This window comes from Streptomyces sp. SID3343, assembly GCF_009865215.1.
In the GTDB taxonomy this organism is placed as follows: domain Bacteria; phylum Actinomycetota; class Actinomycetes; order Streptomycetales; family Streptomycetaceae; genus Embleya.
The window spans coordinates 1-1210 of record NZ_WWJX01000322.1 but is presented as its reverse complement, the minus strand read 5'-3'; the positions used below and the strand labels follow the sequence as shown (position 1 = coordinate 1210).

The 1210-nt window shown below is 70.1% G+C and carries 2 protein-coding genes; both read right to left on the bottom strand.

Features of this window, described 5'->3' with window-relative positions:
- Positions 1–840: intradiol ring-cleavage dioxygenase (locus GT354_RS10965; RefSeq protein WP_161356096.1), on the bottom strand; the 840-nt coding region annotated here is incomplete at its 3' end.
- 113 nt (positions 841–953) lie between these two features.
- Positions 954–1210, bottom strand: a 257-nt coding sequence (locus tag GT354_RS10960) for a hypothetical protein (protein ID WP_161356095.1), incomplete at its 5' end; no start/stop codon positions are given.

Here is a 1210-nt window from a genome sequence, read left to right as displayed (position 1 = left end):
ACCGGGCGCGCCGCCGGCCGCGGCCTCCTTCGTCGGGTCGATGCCCAGCGTCAGGGCGGCCAGGTATCCGTCCGCCGGCGCACCCGCACGCAGCGGCGTCAAGGTGGTCAGCCCGTCCTTGGCGCCGCCCTTGCCGTAGACCATGTCGGCCGCGAGCAGGGTCGGCGTTCCGGTGTGGCGGTTGTACGGGGCCAGTGCGTACACCGTCGCCGCCGTGGCGTCGTCGAAGAACAGTTGGCCCGTGTGGTTGACCTTGCCCCCCTCGTATATCCCGTCGGTGTTCGCTCCCCCGGTGTGCACCTTGACGTGCACGTGCGCGACGCGCGGGGTGTACCAGCCGGGGAAGATCGTCACGAACTCCACCACGCCGTCCTCACCCGCGATCTGATAGCCCCTCAGGTAGGTGGTGTCGTTCGCCCGGCTGCCGTCGGCGGCCTCGGCCGGCGCGTTGCCGCCGGGGTTGGCGGTGGTGAAGCCCGAGTAGTAGCCCCACGCGTCGCAGTGCCAGATCTCCACGGCCGCACCGGGCACCGGAGCGCACGATCCCCCGGCGTTTTGCACGGTCAGCCGGATCCGAAGCGGAACACCGGCTTTGCCCTCGGTGATGTCCTGGCGAACGAGCGCGTTGTCGAGGTAGTACGGCCCCTCGGTCACGTTGGAGGTCAACACGCACTGCCCGACCGCGGCGCTCGTGGACGGCGCCGGAGCCGTGGGCACCGCCTCCTTCGCGCCGGACGACGAGTCGTCGGAGCAGCCCACCAACGTCAACCCCGCCGCCGCACCACCCAGATACAGAAATCGGCGCCTGTCGATGCTCTTGTCGCGGTAGCTCTCGATCATGCACCCGACCCTGCCGAGCGTTCCTGAGATTTGCCTGAAACCCCCATGAGCCGTCGATGAGTCGAACACTTCCCCGTGCCTCTACCGATCCGTGCCTCTACCGATCCGTGCCTCTACCGACAGTTTCGCCGCACCCGATACACCCCCGCCGCAAGGCGGTTCGAGCGGGCTCGTACCAGCGGTTCGAGTCGCGCCGGCCACCTGGTCGTATCGGTCCACACGACGTTTGCCAGCACGTCGGGTTCGAGGATGCCGAGCCGGGACAGGTCCGCCCCCGTCGCGTCGACGGGGGCCGACATCACGTCGTCTTCCCAGCCGGTCGCGAGGGCCACCGCCGCCCGGGCCCCGTCCAGTGCGGCGGCCGGCCGGG